General features: G+C 65.2%; 22 protein-coding genes. All 22 read right to left on the reverse strand.

The genetic code is table 11. The features are described 5' to 3' along the window. Window positions 1-2 precede the first annotated feature (2 nt). The 22 genes from WJ12_RS24585 to WJ12_RS24685 all read right to left on the reverse strand — a co-directional run bounded on the left by WJ12_RS24585 (window position 3) and on the right by WJ12_RS24685 (window position 15,550). Window positions 3-512: a phage major tail tube protein gene (locus WJ12_RS24585; RefSeq protein WP_017922484.1), complete on the reverse strand. Its 510-nt coding sequence runs from the start codon at window positions 510-512 to the stop codon at window positions 3-5. 29 nt (window positions 513-541) lie between these two features. Beyond that, complete coding sequence (locus WJ12_RS24590; protein ID WP_069245889.1) at window positions 542-1,714, reverse strand: phage tail sheath protein; 1,173 nt, start codon at window positions 1,712-1,714, stop codon at window positions 542-544. Window positions 1,715-1,825: 111 nt separating this feature from the next. After that, the gene (locus tag WJ12_RS24595; protein WP_069245890.1) at window positions 1,826-2,575 is read right to left on the reverse strand and encodes a DNA-methyltransferase; all 750 of its coding nucleotides are present in this window, start codon (window positions 2,573-2,575) and stop codon (window positions 1,826-1,828) included. Next, window positions 2,553-2,735, reverse strand: coding sequence for a Com family DNA-binding transcriptional regulator (locus tag WJ12_RS35235; RefSeq protein ID WP_082160890.1), 183 nt, complete (start codon window positions 2,733-2,735; stop codon window positions 2,553-2,555). The genes WJ12_RS24595 and WJ12_RS35235 overlap by 23 nt, the downstream gene beginning before the upstream one ends. A 149-nt stretch (window positions 2,736-2,884) precedes the next feature. Then, window positions 2,885-3,226, reverse strand: a complete 342-nt coding sequence (locus WJ12_RS24600; RefSeq protein ID WP_069245891.1) for a hypothetical protein — start codon at window positions 3,224-3,226, stop codon at window positions 2,885-2,887. A 35-nt stretch (window positions 3,227-3,261) separates the two neighbouring features. Then, entirely contained in the window at window positions 3,262-3,672 is a 411-nt protein-coding gene (locus WJ12_RS24605) for a phage tail assembly chaperone (RefSeq protein ID WP_083262754.1), read from the reverse strand. A 2-nt stretch (window positions 3,673-3,674) separates the two neighbouring features. Next, window positions 3,675-7,019 carry a phage tail fiber protein gene (locus tag WJ12_RS36910; RefSeq protein ID WP_069245893.1) on the reverse strand — a complete coding sequence of 1,115 codons (3,345 nt, stop codon included), beginning with the start codon at window positions 7,017-7,019 and terminating at the stop codon, window positions 3,675-3,677. Between the two features lie 5 nt (window positions 7,020-7,024). Then, on the reverse strand, window positions 7,025-7,576 hold the full coding sequence (locus WJ12_RS24615; RefSeq protein ID WP_069245894.1) for a phage tail protein I: 552 nt from the start codon (window positions 7,574-7,576) through the stop codon (window positions 7,025-7,027). Further along, a complete protein-coding gene (locus tag WJ12_RS24620; RefSeq protein WP_069245895.1) occupies window positions 7,569-8,474 on the reverse strand; it encodes a baseplate J/gp47 family protein in 906 nt (301 codons plus the stop codon). Before WJ12_RS24620 ends, WJ12_RS24615 begins: the two co-directional genes overlap by 8 nt. Beyond that, on the reverse strand, window positions 8,471-8,836 hold the full coding sequence (locus tag WJ12_RS24625; protein WP_069245896.1) for a GPW/gp25 family protein: 366 nt from the start codon (window positions 8,834-8,836) through the stop codon (window positions 8,471-8,473). The genes WJ12_RS24620 and WJ12_RS24625 overlap by 4 nt, the downstream gene beginning before the upstream one ends. Continuing rightward, on the reverse strand, window positions 8,833-9,540 hold the full coding sequence (locus WJ12_RS24630; RefSeq protein WP_069245897.1) for a phage baseplate assembly protein V: 708 nt from the start codon (window positions 9,538-9,540) through the stop codon (window positions 8,833-8,835). Before WJ12_RS24630 ends, WJ12_RS24625 begins: the two co-directional genes overlap by 4 nt. Window positions 9,541-9,663: 123 nt before the next feature. After that, window positions 9,664-10,128 carry a hypothetical protein gene (locus WJ12_RS24635; protein ID WP_069245898.1) on the reverse strand — a complete coding sequence of 155 codons (465 nt, stop codon included), beginning with the start codon at window positions 10,126-10,128 and terminating at the stop codon, window positions 9,664-9,666. Window positions 10,129-10,214: 86 nt separating this feature from the next. Further along, complete coding sequence (locus WJ12_RS24640) at window positions 10,215-10,664, reverse strand: phage virion morphogenesis protein (RefSeq protein WP_069245899.1); 450 nt, start codon at window positions 10,662-10,664, stop codon at window positions 10,215-10,217. Further along, a complete protein-coding gene (locus WJ12_RS24645) occupies window positions 10,664-11,074 on the reverse strand; it encodes a phage tail protein (RefSeq protein ID WP_069245900.1) in 411 nt (136 codons plus the stop codon). The genes WJ12_RS24640 and WJ12_RS24645 overlap by 1 nt, the downstream gene beginning before the upstream one ends. Beyond that, complete coding sequence (locus WJ12_RS24650; RefSeq protein WP_069245901.1) at window positions 11,071-11,562, reverse strand: hypothetical protein; 492 nt, start codon at window positions 11,560-11,562, stop codon at window positions 11,071-11,073. The genes WJ12_RS24645 and WJ12_RS24650 overlap by 4 nt, the downstream gene beginning before the upstream one ends. Then, on the reverse strand, window positions 11,559-12,359 hold the full coding sequence (locus WJ12_RS24655) for an N-acetylmuramidase domain-containing protein (protein ID WP_069245902.1): 801 nt from the start codon (window positions 12,357-12,359) through the stop codon (window positions 11,559-11,561). The genes WJ12_RS24650 and WJ12_RS24655 overlap by 4 nt, the downstream gene beginning before the upstream one ends. Then, window positions 12,352-12,672: a phage holin family protein gene (locus WJ12_RS24660; RefSeq protein ID WP_027809292.1), complete on the reverse strand. Its 321-nt coding sequence runs from the start codon at window positions 12,670-12,672 to the stop codon at window positions 12,352-12,354. The genes WJ12_RS24655 and WJ12_RS24660 overlap by 8 nt, the downstream gene beginning before the upstream one ends. Continuing rightward, complete coding sequence (locus WJ12_RS24665; protein WP_012327676.1) at window positions 12,672-13,046, reverse strand: putative holin; 375 nt, start codon at window positions 13,044-13,046, stop codon at window positions 12,672-12,674. The genes WJ12_RS24660 and WJ12_RS24665 overlap by 1 nt, the downstream gene beginning before the upstream one ends. Before the next feature lie 2 nt (window positions 13,047-13,048). Then, entirely contained in the window at window positions 13,049-13,261 is a 213-nt protein-coding gene (locus tag WJ12_RS24670; RefSeq protein WP_012327677.1) for a tail protein X, read from the reverse strand. Beyond that, window positions 13,261-13,743 (reverse strand): head completion/stabilization protein, encoded by a 483-nt coding sequence (locus tag WJ12_RS24675; protein WP_069245903.1) that lies wholly within the window; start codon window positions 13,741-13,743, stop codon window positions 13,261-13,263. Before WJ12_RS24675 ends, WJ12_RS24670 begins: the two co-directional genes overlap by 1 nt. A gap of 104 nt (window positions 13,744-13,847) precedes the next feature. Then, window positions 13,848-14,534: a phage terminase small subunit gene (locus WJ12_RS24680; protein WP_069245904.1), complete on the reverse strand. Its 687-nt coding sequence runs from the start codon at window positions 14,532-14,534 to the stop codon at window positions 13,848-13,850. Continuing rightward, a complete protein-coding gene (locus tag WJ12_RS24685) occupies window positions 14,531-15,550 on the reverse strand; it encodes a phage major capsid protein, P2 family (RefSeq protein WP_017922499.1) in 1,020 nt (339 codons plus the stop codon). The genes WJ12_RS24680 and WJ12_RS24685 overlap by 4 nt, the downstream gene beginning before the upstream one ends. Window positions 15,551-15,579: the final 29 nt, after the last annotated feature.

Below are 15,579 nucleotides of genomic sequence, written 5' to 3' on the forward strand. Positions count from 1 at the left end.
GGTTACAGGCCGAGCGCGCGGCGCTGCTGGGCGAGGCGATCGACGCCGCCGACGATCTCGACGAAGTTGGGAATGTCGATTTCGATCAGGGTTTCGCCGTTGACGACGAGGCGGTAATACGACAGCGACATGGTGCCGGTCTGGTCGGCGTTGTCGCCGGCCTTGGCCTTGCCAGGGTCGATTTCCTTGTAGCGGCCGCGCACGTACACTTCGACCGCATCGACCTCTTCGGTGTCGTCGCGTTGATACGAGCCGGCAAAACGCACCGTCACGCCGTCGATCTTCGACGTGCCCCACGTCTTGAACATCTCCTTCATGAAGCCGCCCATCGTGAGGCCCAGCTCGAGCTTCTCCATGCCGAGGTCGATGTCGACCTCGGCGTTCATGCCGCCCCCGCGATACGCCTCCATCTTGCGCGACAGCTTCGGCAACTGGACTTCGGGCACTTCGCCGACGAACGAGACGCCGTCCTCGAACACGTTGAAATTCTTGAGTTTGGATGGCAGAGCCATTGCGTTTTCCTATGGTGAGTGGCGGGCCGTCAAACGGCGATGCTTTCCGCGAACTTGAGCAGGTAGCGATCCGTGATGCGCTGGCGGAACGTCAGGTTCTCGAGCGGCGGGGTCGGGCAGAAGTCGTAATCGAGGAAGCCCTGCCCGGCCTTGAGCGAATCCTTCTCGTTGGCGGCCGGATCGAACCAGCACTCGCCGTCGATCAGGTAGCCGGCGGTCTTCCACGCGCGGAACTTCGCGTTCACGCCATCGACGATGTCGCGGATCAGCGTGCGGCTCATCGGCTGGTCGACCGCCCACAGGTGCGCCTCGGCCATCGTGTCGGCGATCACCTGGGCGCTGCGCACATAGTTCTCGAACGCCCACAGCTTGTCCTCGGAACAGGTGCGCGATCCCCACAGACGGTAACCATTCGCGTTCACGATCGTGGTGACGTCGTGGCTGTTCAGGTAGCCGGCGTCGGTGTTCGGGTCCTGAAGATCCCAGAACACGTCGCGGCTGATGCCGGTGACGCCGTTGACGACGACGTTCGAGATCGTCTTGTGCCAGCCCGTCTCCTCGTCGATCTTTGCGCGCATGCCGAGCGCCCGCGCCGTCGCCCAGGTGATGTCCTCGGCGTTGGTCGTGGTGTTCCAGTTCACGAAGTCCGGCCAGATCGTCATCAGCTCGCGCTGACCGAAATTCGCGCGGTAGGCGACGGCCTCTTCTTTCGTTTTCGCACCGAAGGCGTTGACGTATGCGAAGCCGCGCAACTGTTGAGCGACCGTCGCCAGCTCGGTCGCGACCGGCAGAGTGTCGAGGCCCGGACAGCCGAGCACGCGCGGTTTGACGCCCAGCCGGGTATGCGCAGCGAGCAGCGCCTTGATGCCGGTGTATTGGCCGTCCGCGGTCGTCGTGCCGATCACGTTGCTGGTCGTTGCATCCGCGTCTTTGCCGGTCGGCACGCGCACGGCGACGATCAGCGGCGAGGTCTGCGCAGCGATCGCGTCGAGCGAACGCGCGAGCGTGCCCTTCGTGCCAGCGCGGCCGATCGCGGCTCGCACGTCCGTGATGAGGACGGCGCGGTTTTCGGGGAACATGGCAGCGTCGGCATCGTCGCCGGTACTGACCAGGCCGATCACGGCTGTGCTGACCGTGCGGATGGGGCGCGTACCGTCATTGATTTCAATGACGCGTACGCCGTGGTGGTAATCAGAAGGCAAGCTTTTCTCCCGGAAGTGAGCCTTCCGAAAGATTGCCTTCCGCGCGCGCGGAGATCACGCGCGGGAGGTTGTACAGCGGCAGCGCACAACCGAAGCCGCTGCAGGGTGTCGCTACGCGGCGACGGGCAGCACGTCCAGCTCGGCGAGGCGCGCGGTCGCGACCTGGTGATAGGTCGGCTCGAGCTCGCAACCGACCCAGTTCAAGCCGGCCTCCTTCGCTGCGGCGAGGAACGTGCCGGACCCGGCGAACGGGTCCAGGACGACGCCCCCGGCCGGCGCCAGACGCACGACGTCGCGCGCGAGCTGCGCGGGCTTCTCGGTCATATGGCGCTTCGGATGCGTGAGGCGCTCGGAGAACACGCCGGGCAGATACACGTCGGCGCGGCGGACGGCACCCTTGGTCGCCCAGACCAGGAACTCTGTCTGCTGCGCGAAGCCGCCCATGCGCGGCCGCGTGCGGCCGCTGGTCTTGTCCCATACGGCGACGCCGCGCCAGGTGAAGCCGGCGGCCTGGATCGCGTCGGTCAGGCTCGGCAACTGGCGCCAGTCGACGAAGCAGGCGAGGTGCGCTTCGTTGCGGCAGACGCGGTATGCCTCCCCAAGCCAGGTCATGCACCAGAACGTCCAGGAGCGCTGGTCCTTGCTGTCGTGCTGGAACTCGGGGTAGACAGTCTTCACATCGCCGCCGATGTACTTGCTCGACGGCGCCTGGCTGCGAGAAGCGCTCGTCGTGCCGCCGGACGAGTAGGGCGGATCGGTGAAGACCAGGTCGACGCACGCGTCGGGCAGCGCACGCATGACGCTCAGGGCGTCGGCCTGGTGCACGCGGTTGATCAGTTCAGCGGAGAGAGTGTGTTGCATGGGGCGATTCCCTTGTATCGGAGGCTCGGTGGCCTGCGGGTAAGGGGCTCTCGGCCCTCAGAATATTCATTGCGCCGCAACGCGGGCATTTGATGGTGAGCCGGACGTATTCGCCGGCGCCGAGCTTGCGGTTACAGCTACCGCATCGGATGTCCTGCATGGGGTGATTCCTGCCTGTGCTAGGATGCCGGCGCCTCTCGAGAGGTGTCGCGGCCCTGGCCAATCCTGCAGGTCTGCTCTGCTGGTGCGGGGCGTGCGCGATGTTCCTGCATCGCGCACGTCGCCGCGTCCTTTCCTTCCTATGTCGCCTTACGCGACGATCTCGCCACCAGCCAGCATGTAGCGGTCGAGCGCGTTGTACATCGTTGTCGGTCGATCGCCGGCCGGCTGCTCGTCATCCGGTTTCGCTTCGACGAGGCGTCGGTGAATGTACGGCACCGCCCCTTCGTTCTCTTCCGGTACGCCTTCGACGGCAATGGTCGACGACAGCTGCAGCGGCTGCTTGCCCGCCTTATACGTTTCTTCCGACACATAGCTGTTGATCGACGCAACCGTGGTACCGCCCAATACATCGAGCGTGACGTTACCGATTACGTGGTAGCCGGCCGTTGCGCCGGTCGATGCGAGAACAACACTTTTCTTGATTGCCATTTCAATTTCCTTGGAGAAGGGGTTGGTAACGTCGTTTAAGCGGGGGACAGCGGCCAGTCGATATCGAACGGGAATCCCGGCTGCTCGGGGAGTGCGCGCAGGGCTTCGCGATATGCGATCCAGGCTTCCGCCTTCGCCCGGACCGCGTCGGGCGCATCCGGGGGCGCATGCGCGAACTGGTCCGTATTCCGCAAAATGTCGTCGCGCAAGGAACGAGCATCCGCTTCTCGAATCGACCGCTCCTGTGCTTTGAAGGCGCCATACACGTCGGCGTACTTCGGCTCGGGGTCCGCGCCCTTCCATTGCATGATCAGCGGGTTGCCCGCTTGCTTTCCATTCGGGCCGACCGGCACGCCGACGATGAAGTCGGGTCCGTGTTTCTTGCCTGGATACATCGTTTCAAGCGTGCGGACCATCAAATCGTGAGTCCATTCAAAGCGATTCATTTTCAGATCCTCAAACGTGAGCAGCGGACATAGATACGCCGCGTGCCTCCTTGTGAAACCAATCCCGTGATAACAGCGTTGTCGGGGGCGGTAACTTCGATGTTTGCGGTGTTGACGTCGATGTACCCGATCTCGAAGAAATCGGTGCGCACGACGCCAGTGCCGGCGTTGGCTTTACTGCCGAGTGCGTTGTCGATGGCGGCCAGTTGATCGGACAGCCACACGCCACGCCACGAGAGGTACAGGTTCCCATCAGTATTGAGAATCTGCTGGCCGCGCATGAACATCGTTCCCCAGTCGTCGACGGCCCACGTGACTGCGTTGTACGCGCTGTTGATGATTTCCATCCCGCCGTTATCGCGTGCGCGCAGGTACGTCCACGAGTCGAAGCCGGGCCGGTTATTACGCAGGCCGATGTCCGCCTGCCAACCGTCACGGTTCAGGGTGGGGCGGTTGTAGAAGCGCGAAAGCGCCGTGACATGGATATTCGAGTTGAAATGGACGCGGTTGTCGTCGTTGTAGACAACGATGACATTCGACTGCCAGTTTCCATCCGGTTTCATGGTCGCCCATGCCGAATAGTTGCCGTTCATCGTGCCGTGAAGCCAAGCCTGTCCGGTGCCATCTGCGCGTGCGAGGATAAGGCCGCGTGCATCCGTGTTGTTCGGCTGTTTGATGCCGAGGTCGCCGGTCATCATTTCGCCCGACTTGTTCACCTTCGTGTTCGGGTCGAAGTTGCCCGTGTCATACGGGGTCAGGCCGCCCGCCCATTTCGGGCGCTTTGCCAGCGAAACAACTTGGGTGCCGCGAGCGATGTCCAGTACCTTGGACTGAGTGGTGCCGTCGTCGGCCCACGCGGTCATCGCGAAGTCGTCGGTATCCGTCTTGCCGATCGCGAAGCGCGTCTTGGTGCCGTTCTTGAAATAGATGGTCGCCCACGACGACCCACCGTCCACAGCGTATCCACGCCCGCGCACGAGCCCTTCGGCGTTGAGGATCGAACCATCGTCGGCCGCGCCACCAATCAGCACGCGTCCGCCGTTCGGCATCAGATACATGTTCCCCGCCGCGTAGCCCGCACTGCGCGAAACGGTGAGCACGTTCTGCGAAGCGGAGTAAGCATCGTTCACAGTGCGGATGCCAAAGCCGCCCCCGGCGTCGTGCAATAGCTCCCATTGCCTCTGGTCCGTTGCACCGCCTTCGCGGCGCAGGATGATCGACGTTTGCCCTGCGCCGCTGCCATTGGATGCGACCAATGCGCCAACACTACTTGCCGCCTTGATCGGACCGTTCGACTGAATCAATGCGCTGCTGCCGTCGTCGCCAGTCTGGCCGACGACAAACTTACCGTTTGCCGTGACCCGCGCTCGCTCCGTCCCGCCCGCGCTGATCGTGAGCGCGCCCGCGCCGATCGTGGAGCTTCCGTAGAAACCGATGTTCGGCCCGTTGGCCCCCTTGTACATGCCGATAAGGCCCGACGAGCCAACGCTCTGATCGTTGATGAAGTAGTTCCCGGCGCGCACGCTCCCTGCTATCTGGGCCGTGTTCGAGCCGTCGTCGGCGGTTCCGCCTAACGTCATCCGACCACCCGGATAAAACCGCGCGGCCTCCGAATTTCCCGCGAACAGTTGCAGCGTACCGGTCGGGCCTTCACTACCGACCGAGACGTGTCCGTTCGAGCGGAAGAAGCCCCATTCACTGCCGCTGTTCGCCCACGCGGTTGTCTTTCCCTCGCCGAACCGATGCAGGCCGCGCGTGCTCGCGTTGCCGGCAATCTGGAACATGTGCCCGTCATCGACGGTCGTGCCAACTAGGACGCGGTTCGGCTCGCTAGCGAGGAAGCGCATCGTTTCCCGGCCGTTGTTCGTAACGGCAAACACGCCATCCGCGATGTGGAAAAAGCCAGTGTCCGGTGCGCCGTCGTTCACGAATGAATAGCCGGGTCGCGTCACGGTGCCTTCGGCGGCCAGAATCTGCCCCGACATCGTGATGCCGCTCGTTTGCGCCGGGTTCGGCAAATTGCCCGCGTTCCACACTTCGTTGCCGACGACGGTCAGATTCTTTTTCGCGAAATCGAATGCGAACATCGCGCCAGTGGACGGGAGATAGAACCCGGCAGCGTTGCTGGTCCCGAAGAAGTAGCCGCCGCTCGGGCCGATCTGCATGCGTGATTCATTCGGGCCATTGCTGACGTTGAGCAAGCCCTTGACGGCCAATTGCCCGCCGACGTACGTCCCGGCCCCCGTGTCGTCCAGCATTACGGCGCCCGTGACGACGTTGATCGTGAACGGCCGATACCCGTTCCACGATGCGCCAGCATCGCTGTTGTTGGTCAGCAGCACATAGAAGTTCGAGCCGTCATTGCGCAGCAGCACATCGCGACCATTCCGCAGCCGGATATTGGCGCCGCCAGCGTCGAGCCCGGACGACGAAATGCCGCCCGCGAACGCGCCGTCGCCGCCGACCTGGAACGCGGTCTTTCCGTCATCTTCGCGATTGCCGACGACGGTCCGGCCGCCGTATGTGATTCGCAACGCGCGCACCTGATTGGTGTCGTTGTTCGCGTCATTCGCGGCGCGGTTAATCCAGAAGTCCAGGTACTCACGGCCCCACGTGCCGCCGTCGTAGCCGGCGCGAATCGAGGCGACGTAGCGTGCATTGGTGTCCGCCGTGCCGGCCGCGAACGTGCCGAGGAAACGGAGCTTCGCCCCGCGATTGAGGGCGCCCGAGGCCGCCGCGACGGTGAGCTGCGCGTCCTGGTCCGTCGACGTCGACGTGATGCTGACGGGGCCGGTGAGCTGCGGGCGTACGAGCGGCGCATATCGTGCGGCGGCGGTCTTCGGCGTCACGGCGCGCACGCTATCCGCACCGGCGTCGACTTCGGCCTGCGTCGCCAGCTCGACAACGCCCTGGCGCTCGGTGGTCGCCGGCGGATTGAGGAATGATGTCGAGCCGAACACGAGCTTCGTCACGTCGATCGAGGCGAACACGGTATCCGCGGCCAACAGCAGCATCGAGGCCGGCGCCTTTTCGAGGATCGGGTCGTTCTGCACGTAGACGCCGAACAGCACGCCGTTGTCCAGGTACAGCCCGAAACCGAACAGCTTGTACTGGTCCGCGCTGTCGTCCTGGATCACGATGTGAATCGTGTCCTTCGCAACGGTATCGCCGCCGAAGGTGGTGATGCGCTTCAATTCGCTCGGCATCGCGGTCATGTCCGGCTTGAACGCGAAGGATGCCGTGGCGAGGCCGATTTGCGTGACCTGGCGTGCGGTGGTTCCGGTGTTGCCGGGCGCTACCAGTGCGGCGCGGCCGGCGTCCGTGATGTAGATGAGGTTTCCAGCCATGTTCGTTAGTCCGTGAGAGAGAGGCGGCGATAGACGGCCGCGCGCACGCCGCATGCAATGCCGATCGCGCCGTGCATGCTGAAGCCCTGCGTGAAGGTGTAGTGGGCGGTGCCGCGCTTCGCACGATCGACCTCGGCGCGGATGTCGTTGACGTACTGCGCGGTGGCCGGCACGCCGTCACGCCCGCCTACCGTCATCACGATCTCGAACGTGCCTGGCACGCCTCGCGGCGTTTTCTCGAACCACTCACGCATCACCACGTTCGCGCCGAACGACGCGCACACGTCGCGCACCGCGTCTGCCGTGCCCTTTTTGCGGGCGATCCGGATCGCGGATTTCACGCGTGCGCGCTTTACCTGCTCGGGCCATTCGTCGCGCCAGGTATCGACGCCCATGTGCCAGGCGAGCCAGGGCAGGAAGCGCAGCGGGATACGATCCGGATCCATCAGCGTGTCGATCTCGACCGGGATGTCGAGCACGTCCGCGTTGGCTTCGGCCAGACGCCGCTCGAGTACGGTCGCGTTCGGCGGCAGCAGGGAGAGGGCCGGCTTAGTCATCGGCCACCCCACCGTCCGTCAGCTCGATACCCGTGCAGTACGGCGCCTGGTCGATCGCGATCGGCACGCCTTCGGCCGGCGTGTCGAGCAGCACCTTCTGGACGCCGGCAACGCGCATGGACGCGTACAGGCCGTCCTTCGTGACCTCGGAACCCGGCCGGTGCATCGATTCGGCGAACAGCAGCGTCTTCTTCTTCGCTTCCGCAAGCGCGACGGCGCGGTCCGGGCCGTTGAAGAAGCGGAGCGTCGCGCGGATCGCGTAGGGCACGATCTTCGCGCTCTGCACGATGACCTCATCGGCCTGCGGCCGCTTCTTCTCGAGCGCCTTCTTGACGATGTCGATCAGTTCCTGGCTCGCGGTGCCGTCGCCTTCGCGCGACAGAACCGTGACGATCATCACGCACGGCGACGGGCTATATGCGGTCGCCGCCTTCACGCGCCCGTCAGCGGCGCGCGCATGGAACACGTACGCGTCGTCGGGGCCAGCGACTGAGAAACCGCGCGGCGCGAGCTGGATGCGCTCGCGCAGGCTGTCGTCGTCTTCGTAGACAGGATCGATGCCCTGGTCGGGATCGCCAGGCGAGATCAGCAGACGGTCGACGTCGAAGAGGGCACCGATGTGCTCGAGCGTGCTGCGCTTCGCGTACGCGAGCAGGATGCCGCGCGCCTTCTCGTTCATGAGCGCGAGCAGCAGCATTTTTTCGTACGCGCCTTCCTGCAGCAGCTTCACCATCGGCTCCGATTCGAGCTCGAGCGTGGCCGCGATCTCGTCCTGCTGTTCCTTCGGGTACAGGGAGACCAAGCGGGCTTTCTTCTCGGCCAGGATCGTTTCATAGTCGAGTTCGTCGACGATGTCCGGTGCCGGGAGCTGCGACAGATCGATCGGCGTCGTTCTCATGCAGCACCTCGCCCGTTCGTCGCCGGCAGGCGCATGGAGAAAGCGGTGCCCGCGCGCGGGCCGTCCGTGCGCTCGCCTTGCAGCTCGAGCACGGCGCCGCCGTCGATGCCCGTGCTGCCGAAATCCACCTGGTTGACCTGGATGCGCGGCTCCCATCGGGCCAGCGCCATCACGGACGCCGCCATGACGCGCATGCGCATCAGGGGATTGACCGGGCCGTCGATCAGCTCGGGCAGCAGTGAACCGTACTCACGGCGCATCACTCGCGTGCCGAACGGCGTAAAAAGGATGTCCGCGACGGACTGCTCGATGTGGACCTGGCCGGCGATCGCGCGGCCGCTGCGTGCGTTCATACCGTTCATGCGCCACCTGCGATCGGCTTCGAAGTCTTGGCGAATTCGCCCTGCGCCTGGTGCGGATGCTCTACAAGGCTGACGCCTCGCGACTTCACGTCGACATCAGCCGTCACGGTGCCCGTGAAGTGCGCACTGCCCTGAATCTCGATCACGGGGCCGCCCCCGCCGGCGCCGCCCCCGCCCTTGCCGGTCGCGCCCGATTCGAACGTGAGCGGTCCCTTCACGAGTAGCGAGCCCGTCACGGTCGTATCGTCGGCGTCGAGCGTGACGGATTTCGCCTTGACTGTTGCGGTTTTGGTTTCGACCGTGACGCTGCCGGGCGCGATGACCTGGACGGTGGCGCCGGCCGGAAGCGTGGCGGTGAGCGCGTGCGCGGCGAAGTCGTACTGGACGCGTGCGCCGTCGCGGTAGACGCGCACGTGTTGCGTCGGGCTCGAGCTGGACGAGTCGTGGCCGTCGCAATACACGCCCGGGAGAAAGAGGCCCGTCGTCGGTTCGCCGGACGGACAGAACAGCAGCCCAGGCTCGCCCTCGGACGGCGGGTCCCACGTGATGCTGTCGCCGGTGCGCTGCGCGAGCCAGCGAATCCAGTCGGTTTGCAGGCCACCGGATTCCACGCGTACACGGCGGGCATCGTGATCTACTTCGATCACGGTGCCTTCGCGAAGCAGGCTCTCGATACGGCGGTTCAGGTCAGCAAAATCATCCATGCGGCAAGGATGCCGCGCGCGCGGGAGACGATCACGCGAATATGGTTGTGGCGGATCGTTGCACAACGAAAAAGCCCGCCAAGCGATCGATTGGCGGGCTCGTGACAGCTATCTGGAGGTGCGTTACTGATATTCCGGCAGGCTCTTCTGTAGCTTTGAGAGCATGAGCATAACGATTTCTTCGACGATCCTATTGTGCGTCGCGCCGGCGCCGATTTTATGAAGCTGTATGGCTTTATCGATCCTCACGATGTAAGAGTCAGCATTGACGACAACGGACAAGAGTTCTTCGATGACCACGCGCTTGTCCAGCTCCCAGCGGACGGCAGTGAAATAGAGACGTGCTGCGAGCTTGTCAGTAAGGCGGCCATATTCGCAAGACAACACGACATCACCATGTGGCGTCACTATGTCGACCGTGCGGTGTTCGGCGTTCGCTCTCGCATACGTGCCAGACAACCGATTTTGTTCCTGGGTCAGAATGCGAATCACCTCGGTCTTAAAGAACTCAACAGCAGTGTTCAGATACCTACCGTTGGATAGGCGCTGATCCGTGCGGGCAACCTCGTCTGGATCGATTATTGACACGATGGCCTCCTTGTTATGGGAACCCTATTCTGGCGTGCCGGCCGCGGCCGTACAAGTCCTTGGAGCCAGCAAGCAGGTCGATCGAGTTACCGAGACAAGAAATCGAGGACGAGGTCCGCGATGTGGTCGACGTCCGCGTCGGCCAGGCCCAGCAGCTCGCGGACGGGATACTGGACAACCGGCCCGGTGGGCTCGACGCGATCGCGCAGGCCCTCCTGATGGACGCGCGCGATGCGTTCGACCTGGCGCGTGAAATGCAGCACCGACGCGTCGGCGGTCGACGCGGTCTTGAGGAAGCGTGCTGTGCGCAGCTTCGCGAACATCGCGCGCCGGATGCGGCCCTTCTTGCGCCGAGCCTGCGGCTTGCGCGGCGCGTACCGGCTGCCGTCCGGGTTGCGGGCTTCGGCGATGCGCCGCGAATGGCGCCGGCGCAGCTCGACAGCCAGCCCCTTCGCCAGGACCGCGCGCTGCGCGGCCGTGAGCTGGCCGAGCAGGCCGGACGCCCAATCCTCGGCGCGGGACAGTCGATCGACCATCAGGTCCCCGCGATCGGCGGCTCGCCGAAGTGGCGAATCTCGTAGCCGTCCGGCCGTTCCACCACACCCACACGCTCGGTCAGCTTCAGCAGGATCTCGACGTCCGATTTGCCGTTGTCGAGCAGCTCGGCCTGGAACTTGAACCCGTCGCGGCAGAGGTCGCGGTTGAGCAGCAGCTCGGGCTGGTGGATCTTCAGCCAGGCGATGATCGGCACCATGAGGTGATCCGCGTCGCCGGCGTAATCCGTTACGACGATGTCGAGCGTGTACGCATATTCAAACGACAGCGACTTCGCAGCGGTGACGGCGATCGACCCGTGTTCGATGAAGACGTGCAGCCGATCGGGATCGCGCGCGAACTCGGGCAGGGCGGCAGTGAGCGCCGCGCGCAGGCTATCGGGTTTCTTCATGGCGCCGGTTCCCCCGTGTCGCGCACTCGGGCCTGCAGCGCGATCAGTTGCTCTGCGTTTTCGTGGCAGGTGGTGTAGTTGCCGGCGACGGTTGCGGCGACGGCAGAGAGTGCAATGCCCGAGGGGGCCGCATCAGCGCTTCCGGGATCTCCCACCGGCACGTTGGCGGCGGCGCCGTCGTGCACGCGCACAAACCCAACAGGAACAACGCAGGCGCGATCCGCTTCGCGATCCACATAGACGGGAACCTCCTTGATGATGGTGTCGCCCTTCTCGCGGACGACCTGGACACGGTCGACGTACTGCGTGACGACCTTCACGTCGCGGCGTGCCGCGTCGCGCTCGGCCGTCCGATCGCGCACGTCGCGCGCGAGATCGTCGACGCGCTGGCCGGCGTCGACCAGGCGCGCATGCTGGATCGCGATGACGACGGCAGCTGCGGCGAGCGCGATTGCGCCGGCAACGGAGATACGGGCGCCGGTCGTCACGCGGCCGCCCGGCTGTAGCGATCGAAGGCCCGTTCGAGCTTCACGTCGTACAGGTTCTCTGCGTAAGCCTTGCCGTTGTACAGCTCGGCGAACTTCGCCCACTTCTTACCGCGCAATGCGGCGAGCATCACCTTGTCCGCCAGGACGAAGCGGACGAATGCCTCGAGCTGCTCGGCCTCGCTGACCTTCATCGCCTCGACGAACGCGAACACGTCTGGATAGCCGAGCGCCTTCCAGTGGAAGCCCATGATTTGAAACGCGCCCCAGCTCGTCGCCTCGAGCGCGCATGCGGCCGAGATTTGCGACGCGCTCGCCAGGCGCGCATGTTCCGCCGCGTCGCCGGCATAGCCGCCGGGCTTCGAGTTGACCAGGGCTGGATATTTCGCCGCCAGCGCGTCCGCGTCCAGGCCGGCCGCCGCGAGCTGGCGATACATGATGTGCCGCTCGTACAGGATCACGGGCCGGCCGTCAGGCAGGAACCCGGCGCCTTTCGATTCCACCTCATTGACGGCACGCACGGCCGCGATATCGACCTGCAGCCGATCAGCCGCGCGCTGCAGGTCGGCGTCGGTGAGGTGGCGCGGATCGCGCCGGCCGGCCGCGAGCGTCGACCAGGTCTTCGGGCCGGCGATGCCGTCTGCGACCAGCCCGTGCGTGGCCTGGAACGCCACCACGGCGTTACGGGTTGCGCTGCCGTAGATTGCGTCGGTGTTGAGGCGCGCGCCGGCTGCGATGAGCTGGCGCTGCAGGTAGCTGACGTCGGCGCCGCGGTCGCCGAGGCGCAGGGTCTTATACATGGCGCCCCCATACCTTGAATTGCAGCACGCGCGCGATCAGGGAGTCGCGCGGGTTGCCACGGTGGAACAGCTCGACGACGTTGCCGCGAACACCGTACACGGCGAGGCACAGGACGCCGACCAGCACCGTGTCGGCAAGATTCGCCGGCGGCAGCATGCCGAACGCGGCGCGGATCGGCGCGGCGCCGGCGGCGACCGCGATCGTGTACGCCAGGCATGCCGCGAGCGGCCGGTGGGCGCTCGTGCCACGGCGGAAGGTCACGAGGCGCAGCGCGAGTGCCGCGCACAGCAGCACGTAGACGGTCGTGAGCATTACTTTTCCCTCCCCTTGAACACGTTCAGCAGCCGATCGGGCGCGTCGGCCTGGGCGATCAGCCACAGCAGCAGTTTCACGACGAGCGCGGATGCGATCAGCGCGCCGATGCCGGCGTGCACCTCGACGCGGGCCGGGAGCACCGCGTCGAGCGCGGCGGCGAACAGCTCGGCCGTGAGGCACCCGGCGACGAACGAGATCACGAAGAACGCGATGCGTTTCGGAATCGACGGGTCGGCGGCCGTCATCACGAACAGCAGCGAGCCGGCGAACGCGCCCATGACGACGTTGGCGTCGACACCGGGAAACAGCGACAGCGTTGCGACGCCGAGCGCCGCGACCGTCGCGGACGACGTGGAAATAGGTTCAGCCATTCTCAGTCCCATAACTGGAGCCGCTCGGCGCCGGATTGCGCCGCTTGCGGTACTTCGTCGGGCAGCTCGACGAGCAGCCCGTGAGGCAGGATCGGGCCGTACTGCGCCAGGTCCCGGTTGAGGTCGAGCACCGCTTCGACGACGCCGCGCGTGCGGCCGAGGACGCGCCAGCACAGCGCGTCGATGGTTTCGCCCTGGAGCGCCCGTACTTCCATCAGATCAGCTCCACCGTCACGCGAGGGCGGCCGATGATGTCGCTGATGGCCCAGCGAGCATCACGGCGCAGCTCGTCGCCCTGGGGCTCGAGCTCGTCTGCGCGGCGTGCGCCGTCGCCTGTCGTGTCGTAGTCGCGGTACCGCTCGATGAGCGTCGCCTTCGCCAGGCAATACACCGCGCGCCGGTAGTGCTGCAGCCGTACGCTTTCGCCGTCGAGCTGGTCGGCCGGCGCGTCGGCCAGGCGGGTGATGCCAGCATCGCGCCACGCCGCGCGTGCGCTGCGCAGCTCGTCGTTGACCTCGGCGATCGCGGCGAGCAGCTCGTGCCGCAGACGGGCGTCGGTGATCGACCCGTCGAGGCGCATCGTGTCGCGCGCTTGCTCGAGCGACACATCCGGATAGAACGAGTCGTTCTTGATCGGCTTGGCGGGTTCCGCATCCGCCGGCGCACGCGGCAGCGGCGGGGTCGAGACAAAGGACATGGTCGGGTTCGTCACGTTGAGAGGGTGAGGCGGTGGACGGGGCTTTCGCGCGGACAGTGCCGGCTACGGCCCCGTGCCGCCTGGTGCGCGGGGTACGCTCGGTGTCAGCCACCGGGGCCAGGTTGGCCCCCGTTGGCGGAGTTCTTCAGCTCGCGCTCGAGCCGCTCGATGTCTTTCTTCACGCCCACGTTCGCGAAGAGCTGCAACGCGCGGCGTAGGTGCTCGAGGGCACGCGCGGGATCGGAAGCGGAGAGGCCGTAGCCGATCGCCTTGTTCAGCTTCGCGCGCACTTCGTCGGGCATGTCGGCCGTCGCCGTGAGCTGCTCGATCTCGACGAGCGGTTCGACCTGGATCGCGTCGCCGGCGCGATGAGCGCGCAGCGCGGCCTCGGCGAATTCCTCGACGAGCAGACACGGCGTGCTGCGCTTGTACTGGTCGGGCAGCGGGAGGGCGTGCCGGAGCGCGTACGCGCCGATCTCGAGCGCGCCCTGGTAATCGCCGACGTCGATGCGCCAGACCATGATCGTCATCAGCACGTCGTCCTGGGCGCCGGCTGCGCCGTCGAGCACGCCCGCGACCCACGCGTCGTATGCAGGCAGGAACTGCCGCTTCAGGTCGGCCTTGCGCTCGAGCGACTCGACAGCCTTCAGCGCGCGGCGGTGTTCGTCGAGCTGCGCGAGCATCAGCGTATATGCCGAGTCGTCGCGCAGCCCGCCGACACTCGCCGGCGTACCGCGCGCGGCCGTGGCCGCGATGGTGCGCTGGAAGTGTTGGCGGAACGGGTTCGTCATGCGCCACCCTGCGGAGCGGCCGGGGCAGCGTCGGCGAACTGGATGCCCTCGACCACGCAGCCGGCGCCGTACTGCTCGATCACGTACGCATCGTTCGAGCTTTCATAGTTCTCGATGCGATCGCGCTCGGGCACTTCCTTCAGCGAGCGCCGGCGCGCGCTGGTTTGCCAGTAGATCGATAGGTTGTCCAGGCGCGTGACCATCAACGCATGCGGCGGGAAGTACGGCACGCTGACGGCCGGCAGGTTGCCGACGCGCTTCTGCGATACAACGATGTCGGTTGCGAGCGTTTCGGTCGACGGCTGCGCCTGGTTGATCAGCGGGAAATACTTGTCCTGGAGCAGCTCGCGGCCGCAGATCACGACGAGGTTCGGGTCTTCGGCGTACCACGGGTCGAGGAACTCGTTGCGCGCGAGCGAAACGACAGCGTCGAGATTCTTGAATTCTTCGCCCTTGCCGATCTTCACGCCCGAGAACACGCGTTGCTTCGCGTTGTTGCGGTATTGCTGCAGCCAACCAATGTTCACGTCCTGCAGCAGCGGGTTCGCGGCGAGATCGGTATCGTCCGCAACCTTCACGCCGTTCCAGCCGATCATGATGCGATCGAGTGCCTGACGCACGATGATGGAATCGCGCAGACGCGCCTGGAAGTCCGGGAATTTCGCCCACGCGTCGAGCTGCTGATAGCGGATGTGCGTGTCGTAGTTCGTCTTCTCGCAACGGTACTTCTGATTGTCGAGTGCCGAGACGTCGCGCGTTTCACGCGCTCGCTTGGTCGTATCGGTACGGCTCGCGATCGGGCCGGATACGCCGAGGCCGATCTTTTCGCCCTCCATTTCTTCGACGCCGTGGATGTTGATCCGGCCGAGGAATGCGCTCGATTCCTGGATCTTGGTTTCGAGCGTTTGCTGCACGCTCGGCACGACCGAAAACTTCTTCGTGGCATCGCTGATGCCGTTCAGTTCCTGGATGCGAGCCAGATACCGGTTGTACTGCTCGCGGGTAGTGTTCCGCATGGGTTCTCCGTCTAGGGGAAATGGGATGA

It is taken from the genome of Burkholderia seminalis (assembly GCF_001718535.1).
Lineage (GTDB): Bacteria > Pseudomonadota > Gammaproteobacteria > Burkholderiales > Burkholderiaceae > Burkholderia > Burkholderia seminalis.